Here is a 7,508-nt window from a genome sequence, read left to right on the forward strand (position 1 = left end):
CATCTGCGTTCAAAGCCTCCAGAGCCATCTCTGAAGAAATTACACTCGCTACCTTGCTCTCAAAATTGATGGCTCCCCCACTCCCTCACTCCCCCACTCCCCTACTCCCCTACCCCAGTCTGTCGCTCTATTTTCAAGGCAGCAATAACTTTTTCATACTCAATTTTCACCTTAGCAAAAATCTCTATTGCTTCCCCTGGAGTAGAATTTCCTGACTCATCAGCTAAACGAGCCATAATTTCTAATTCTTGACAAACTTTATAAAGAATCATTGCTCCCAGAGTACCACTAATAGATTTGAGAGAATGAGCAGCATTTTTAAGTATAAGTGGATCAGCTTGATTAATGGCAATATTGATATTCTCTAGAAGTTCGGGAGAAGTGTCTAAATAAATATCTATGACTTCATCTAGAGCTTCTACTTCTCTCAACCCTTCTATTACCTTACTCTCAAGAATAGTCTGTTCTGTAAAAATGTGATTATCTTCTGGATCGGTTGCTGGAGATAAATTTGATTGTGGGAAAGTCAATTTTTCCTTTCCTTCTGACACAACAGACTTGGCTTTACTTAGAGCTTCTACAAGTTGCTCCATTTTTATTGGTTTACTAATATAATCATCCATTCCCGCAGCTATACATTCTTCGCGATCGCCCTGCATAGCATTAGCTGTCATAGCAATAATTCGAGGTCTTGGTTGAGAAACTTTTTCAGGATCTTCTGTGACATTTTCATATTCTTGCCGAATGCGACGAGTAGCGTTTAGGCCATCCATCAAAGGCATCTGTACATCCATCAAAATCACATCATAAGGCACACTAAATACAGCTTCTAAAACTTCTAAACCATTACTAGCAACATCAGCACGATATCCCATGCGTTGTAAAATTTGCAAAGCTACTTTTTGATTAACTAAATGGTCATCTGCTAATAATATTCGCAGCGGTAATTGCTCTGCTAATAAAGGAATAGTTGGAGAATTCCATTGATTATTACTTGTAACTCTAACTTCAATACCTTTACCAGAAAAAACATTTAGTAAGGCTTCATAAAGCTGAGATTGTTTAACAGGTTTATTAATAATAGCTGCAAATAATTGATGAGAAATATTAATTTCTTGCCTACCAAAAGAAGTCAAAATTACTAGAGGTAAATCCCGATAAGTTGGATTTTGACGAATTTTATTTGCCAAAGTTAAACCATCAATTTTTGGCATCTGCATATCTATAATTGCTAGATCGAATTTGTAATTTTTAGCTATTAAATCTAAAGCACGAGTAGCATTTTCAGCAGTGCTAACTACCATCCCCCAGGATTCAGTTTGTTTCAATAAAATTTTTCTATTTGTAGTATTATCATCAACTATTAGTATTCTTTTATCTATTAAGTTATATTGATTATTATCTAAATAATTAGTTGTAATTAATTTATCTTTGACAGTTTGAACGCTACATTCTGTGACTATTGTAAAATTAAAACTTGAACCCGATCTTTCGTTGACATACTCTAATTTTTCATCAAGTTTATAGCCTGCTGGGGGATTACCTGCAACTCCACCCATACTTTCAACCCACATCTGACCACCCATCATTTCAGCTAATCTTTTACTAATAACTAATCCTAAACCTGTACCCCCATATTCCCGACTGGTAGAAGAATCAACTTGACTAAAAGATTTAAATAAACGATCCATGCGACTAGCAGGAATACCAATACCTGTATCTCTGACTGAAAATTGTATTTCATATACGGGAAAAATATCACAATTATTAAATTCTGAGTTATTTTTTGTTCTTAAATTATCTTTTTCTTTTGAATTTAATACCTTGCCGTCTACAGGGTGTTGAAAATTGACTGAGGTTTGAGTCCCCATCAACTTATTCCTTATTTCTCCTTCTTCCTCCTTCTTCCTTCTTTCCTCCTTCTTTTCTCCTTCTTCCTCCTTCCCTCTTCCTTCTTCCCTCTTCCTTCTTCCTTCTTCAAGTATTTCTAGTCTTCTGCCACTAACAGAAACTAATACCTCACCATGAGAGGTAAATTTAACAGCATTACTCAAGAGATTAACTAAAATTTGACGTACCCTAGTAATATCTCCAATAATAGTAGTTGGAGTTTCTGGAGCAATGAAATAGACAAGTTCTAAATTCTTTTCGTTAGCTTTTGCTGCTAACAAGTTAATAGATTCTTCTAGACAATTTTGTAAATCAAAAGGATTTGCTTCTAAATCTAGTTTTTCAGACTCTATTTTTGAGAAATCAAGTATATCATTAATGAGTGTAAGTAAAGTCTCACCACTACTACGAATAGTCTCAACAAAATCTTTTTGATCTGTTTTGAGAGGAGTATCTAATAGTAAGCCAGTCATGCCAATAACTGCATTCATCGGGGTTCTAATTTCATGGCTCATAGTCGCTAAAAATTCACTTTTTGCTCTAGTTGCAGCGAGTGCTTCATCTCTAGCTTTTGCTAAATCATTAGAGGTTTGTTGACGTTCTAATTCTCCACCTATCCACTGAGCCATTAGTTTTAATAACTCTTTATCTACGGCTTTCAAAGGTTCATCTAGTGCTTGAGGACTCCAGAAATTGAGAGTACCATAAACTGAGCCTCCTACTATAACTGACGTTCCCATATAAGCTTCGATTTGAAAAGCCATATCTGCCGTGGTAGAGAAACCTGAATATTTAATAGATTCAAAGCATATTGGTTCTTCTGCTATTTCTGTAAAAATAAATGTTTTTTCTAAGTCAAATTCTTCTCCTTCCAAAATAGAATTATCTGGAGTTTTAGCTGCAATAATAGTATATTTATTATCTTCAATTTTCGACAATACTCCTATTTCCAAGCCGAACTTTTTACAGCCCATTTCTAATAATTTTTGGAGGCGATCTTTGAAACAGAAGATAATATAATTATTTTGATTTGTACCTTGACAAAGAGTATTTGTGTTTTCACAAGGGGTAGAAGTTATTTCATACAATCTCCGAATAGCAGCTTCACTTTCTTGTAATTCTTGTTCTCTTTGTTTACGATCAGAAATATCACGAGAAACTGCAATGATTTCTTGTACTTTCCCTGTTTCAGGATCGCGAATTGTACGAGCAGTGGTTTCAAACCAAATATATTTACCTTCTTGACAAAGAACGCGGTAGGCAATAGTGTAAGTTACGGGATTGTTAATAATAGTTTGATAAGCTGTGACAATTACTTTAATATCTTCAGGAGCAAAAAACTCTTCTGGATGAGTACCAATAATTTCTAATGGAGAATATCCCATCAGGCTGCGACAAGCAGGGGATACATAAAGGAAAACTCCATCTGGAGAGTGACGAGAAATCATATCAGTGGAGTTCTCTGCCATTAGTCTATAGCGTTCTTCGCTGTATTGGCATTCAAGTTGAGAATGTTGTAAGGCTTCTAGCATTTTATTCATAGTCTGAGCTAGGCTTGACAACTCATCATCCCCTGGCATTGGTACGTGCGTTGAAAGGTCTCCACTAGAAGCTATTTTATTGACGATTTTGTTTAACTGTGAAATACGGGAGACTAACAATTTGGCTCTGAGTGCCAGCATAACGATCCCAAAAACTAGACCTACTATTACCGATGAAAGAATAAAGTAACCCCAAAATACTCGACTGTGGTGGCGCATAATCAGGAAATGCAGAAGGCAGGAGGCAGAAGCGAGTGCGTAATTCTGAGGAGACCTCTGAATGTAAGACGCATATCTGACAGGCAGAAGGGAATTCTGGCTCCTGCCCTCTACCCATGAGGGAAGGGAATAAGGGTATAAAACCCCATCGTCTACATAGTGTCTACAATTGGATGGGGTTTTATACTCCATCCAATTGTTCCCTTTGCCATCTGCTCCCTGCCTTCTGCCTTCGTTCATAGCATTATATTCTAGTTTATTCTTATCAAAAAAGTTAGTTGATAAAGCAAATATCCTCTCCTGTTTTGCCCCTACAGATAAATTAGATATCTCATCTCTATTTAATGTCCTTGTTACATCTAGACAAACGTAATCTACTGCCAAATTTTGGAAGCCATAAAACAACATCATTGATGCTGTAATACACAATACAACTATCAAACTAGCGATCGCTGTACTAATAACTATTAATGTTTTTTGACAAAGTTTCATCAGGTTTTTCCCTATTGCTCCTATGTCGCAAATTACTACAAATTCTCATGACTCTGGTTGAAGTATCATAATTATAAATTAGTGATTTGCTTTTCTCTGATGCTTACTAGCCCTAGACGTAATTGTATCTAAAAGTGTTCTTGAAATCTTCTTTCCTAGAAATAGTTTCCTAATTAGGGCTTGCTGATTAAATCTAAAAGTATTTACAGATAAAGGTAAGTGTCTTTTTGGGGTCAAAAAAAGTGCCTGGTATAACGTCTAAAACCCTTAAAAAGGAGCGTATTTTGGCGCATAGTTGGGCAGAAAAATCATTCTTACAATTCTTACTCCTACCTCCTCTCAATACCCATTTCTCTTGTCTTCCCCTCCCCTCCTGGGAGCAGGGCTATTTCAAAGTATCGCAAGTTAACGATGAGCGGGAGAATAGGAGTAATGGGGATCAAAGAATAGCAAAATTTACCAAAATTGGCTGATTTTGAGCGCCAATAACGTCCCTTTTGCTCTGACTAAAATGGTGAAAAGTCAATTTAATCATAAATTAAAAGCCTCCATCCCCGTGTCTCCGTGTCTGGTGTGTCCCCGTGTCTATCGAGAATGAAACAGTCCTGCCCCTAACTCCTGTCTCCTGCCTACTACCCTCACCCATAAGACTTTTTCAGCAAACCCTCATTACAGCGTAGCAATTTCAAATAGCAGTAAGGTATGAATTTCTCCATAAAATTATCAGGGTTTTCTCAGGATCTGTAGCTAAGTTAATGACAATTGTAGTTTAAATGTTTTTTACGCATAGTTATTTAAAATGAATTTTATCGTTAAATGGCCTAAAAATCTCAGATTACAGCCTTGGAAACTCGATCCATCTTCTTTGCAAACACGCCTAACATTGGGTATTGCATTATTTTCAGTATTAGGACTGGGGAGTGTAGCTTTGTGGACAAGTTGGAAGATGCAGCAATTGTTGATAGTTACTCATAAGCATAACATTGAGCAGATAGCTGAACGTTTTCCCAGAGATGTTGAAATGTACAGTGAGATGTGGTATGTAAACAAAAGTTTACAAAAAGCTATTGATAATTTAACATTGGCCAATGTATTTATTTGGGTCAAAAATCAAGAAGGAACTGTGATAGTTCAATCACAAAATTTCCAGAGTGACAGTGACCACTTTGTTTTAAAGTCTTTAGCTGAAATGCCCTCCAAACCCTTAGTATATCCAATCAACGAACGTTATTTTGTATTATGTGGTGGTCCGTTAACAGTTAATGGGATGAATATTGGTAAACTCTATATTGCTCTAGATATTTCCCGCGATCAAAAGATGCTAGTGACGATGGTAATGAGTTTGAGTGTGGCAAGTATTTTGGCAATAATTGGAGTAACACTGGCTATAACTGTCTATATTCAACGTTCTCTGATGCCTCTGCGTCATGTTAGTCAACTTGCCGATCATGTTAATGCTGATATTCTGGATCGAGCAACGGTTTCTTTGGAACGCGCTCCTAGTGAAGTTAAGGAGTTGGCGAGAACTTTGGATACTATGTTGGCTCGGTTGTCTAATTCTTGGGAACAGCAAAGGCAGTTTGTGAGTAATGTTTCTCATGAGTTAAGAACTCCTTTGACTATTGTTTCTGGTTATCTTCAGAGTCTTTTGAGAAGAGGTAATAATTTAACAGAGACTCAGAAAGAAGCTATTTCGATAGCTTCTGGGGAAGCACAACGTACTATTGAATTATTGAAAGATTTACTGGAGTTAGCTAGAGCAGATAGTGGAGAAATTCATTTTAATTTAGAAGCGGTGGTATTGAATGATTTGGTGACAGAAGTAGTAGAAATGGCTAAACAATTTAGCGATCGAGAAATTATTTTGAGGTTTGGTAATGGAAATATTTTTGTTAATCTAGAGCAAGTATTTAGTGGTAGTAAAAATTCAATTATTACAGAAAAAAAATATCTAGTCTCTACACATATGGACAAACCTGAACAACTAACTTCAGAGGATAATATATACCGTAATTATACTGCGAGTAAATTTAGTTTTAAATCAAAAAATACGACCGGAAAATCACAATATCAGATTGATAAAACTTTAAACTTATCTTTGATTGAAGTCATGGTAGACCGCAATCGCTTGAAACAGGTTTTACTAAATTTAATTGATAATGCTGTTAAATATTCGGGTGAAGATTCTCCCATTATTTTAAATTTGTCTCAAGAAAATAGTGAAGCAATAATTCAGGTATGTGATAAAGGTCAGGGTATTTCTTTATCACAACAAGCTAAGATTTTTGAACGTTTTTATCGAGTGGATGAAGCTAGAAATCGTTCTGGTGGAGCTGGTTTAGGTTTATCTATTGTTAAAACTTTGGTAGAAGGAATGGGAGGAACTATTCAAGTTTATTCAAAGTTAGATAAAGGCAGTATATTTACTGTGAAACTCCCAGTTAAAAAATAGTTTTTGTGGTTTGCAATTATAGCGGTTTTTGCATAGATAGGCTACAGCAGCTAAAGCATTGTAATGCCATTGTGAAAAAACCTAGAGACTAAATTTGATTCAGAGAACTCAGAGATGGCTAAACCAACAAGAAACCCCTAGAGGCATATCTCTAGGGGCTTTGTTTTTGCAAGGGCGAGACTTGGGTGTTGATGTTAACATCAGTTCAATAAAAACCGAGTTTTTTAGTGTGCTAACAGAAAAATCAGGGTTTGAGCATCTGTCAAACTGGCATTGATGTTAGGTTTCGCCCTTGCTCAACCCAACCTACCATTGGGGTATCAATTGACTCCAAGGAAAATTATTATCCGGAATACCACAACCTCCATTAGATGGTTCGCTAGGATCTGCAGCTTCGTGAGAAACAGCTTCCTCTGCAGTGTCTGCGTCGAAAACCTGTTGACAATACCAGAGAGCATTATCAGAATATGTCCAGTTAAACTGGCTGAATTTTCCCGGGTTCCAAAAATTGCTAGCATCGTTTTCTGCGATAATTATTTTCGAGCTATTATCTACAGATGTATATGTAAAAATTGATGGTTCTGTTTCTCCCATTGACCGAAAAATTGGGTTTCAAGCCTCGCCCTTCTAGGGCGACTTTTTAGTTGATTTTTGTCTATAGAAAATATGTTATCATATTGTTAGTTTCTTTCATCAGGTTATGAAATCTAGATTTAAGTATAGAAAATATGTTATCATATTGTTAATTTCTTTCGGTTGGTTATGAAATCTAGATTTAAGTATCGTATATATCCAACATCAGGACAAAAACACCGATTGGCCAAGCTATTTGGTTGTGTTTGCTGGCGCAACACTTCGTGAACGTGTTGTTTGGAATGATAGTCTAGCTTGCTGCCAAGAAAAGTATAAATTAG

5 protein-coding genes are annotated in these 7,508 nt (G+C 36.3%); 3 read left to right on the forward strand and 2 right to left on the reverse strand.

Going from position 1 to position 7,508, the window contains the following annotated elements; translation table 11 throughout:
- Positions 1 to 101: 101 nt before the first annotated feature.
- Positions 102 to 4,142, reverse strand: coding sequence for a response regulator (locus F6K54_RS36225; protein ID WP_293088689.1), 4,041 nt, complete (start codon positions 4,140 to 4,142; stop codon positions 102 to 104).
- A gap of 799 nt (positions 4,143 to 4,941) precedes the next feature.
- On the opposite strand from F6K54_RS36225, the gene F6K54_RS36230 reads away from it, so the two are divergent.
- Entirely contained in the window at positions 4,942 to 6,594 is a 1,653-nt protein-coding gene (locus F6K54_RS36230; RefSeq protein WP_293088691.1) for a cell wall metabolism sensor histidine kinase WalK, read from the forward strand.
- Between the two features lie 94 nt (positions 6,595 to 6,688).
- Entirely contained in the window at positions 6,689 to 6,871 is a 183-nt protein-coding gene (locus F6K54_RS36235; RefSeq protein ID WP_293088693.1) for a hypothetical protein, read from the forward strand.
- Between the two features lie 29 nt (positions 6,872 to 6,900).
- On the opposite strand, the gene F6K54_RS36240 is transcribed toward F6K54_RS36235, so the two are convergent.
- Positions 6,901 to 7,188 carry a hypothetical protein gene (locus F6K54_RS36240; protein WP_293088695.1) on the reverse strand — a complete coding sequence of 96 codons (288 nt, stop codon included), beginning with the start codon at positions 7,186 to 7,188 and terminating at the stop codon, positions 6,901 to 6,903.
- Between the two features lie 168 nt (positions 7,189 to 7,356).
- Here F6K54_RS36240 and F6K54_RS36245 point away from each other — a divergent pair, with 168 nt between their 5' ends.
- On the forward strand, positions 7,357 to 7,455 hold the full coding sequence (locus F6K54_RS36245) for a helix-turn-helix domain-containing protein (RefSeq protein WP_366558333.1): 99 nt from the start codon (positions 7,357 to 7,359) through the stop codon (positions 7,453 to 7,455).
- The last annotated feature ends 53 nt before the right edge of the window (positions 7,456 to 7,508 follow it).

The organism is Okeania sp. SIO3B5 (assembly GCF_010692555.1).
GTDB lineage: Bacteria > Cyanobacteriota > Cyanobacteriia > Cyanobacteriales > Microcoleaceae > Okeania.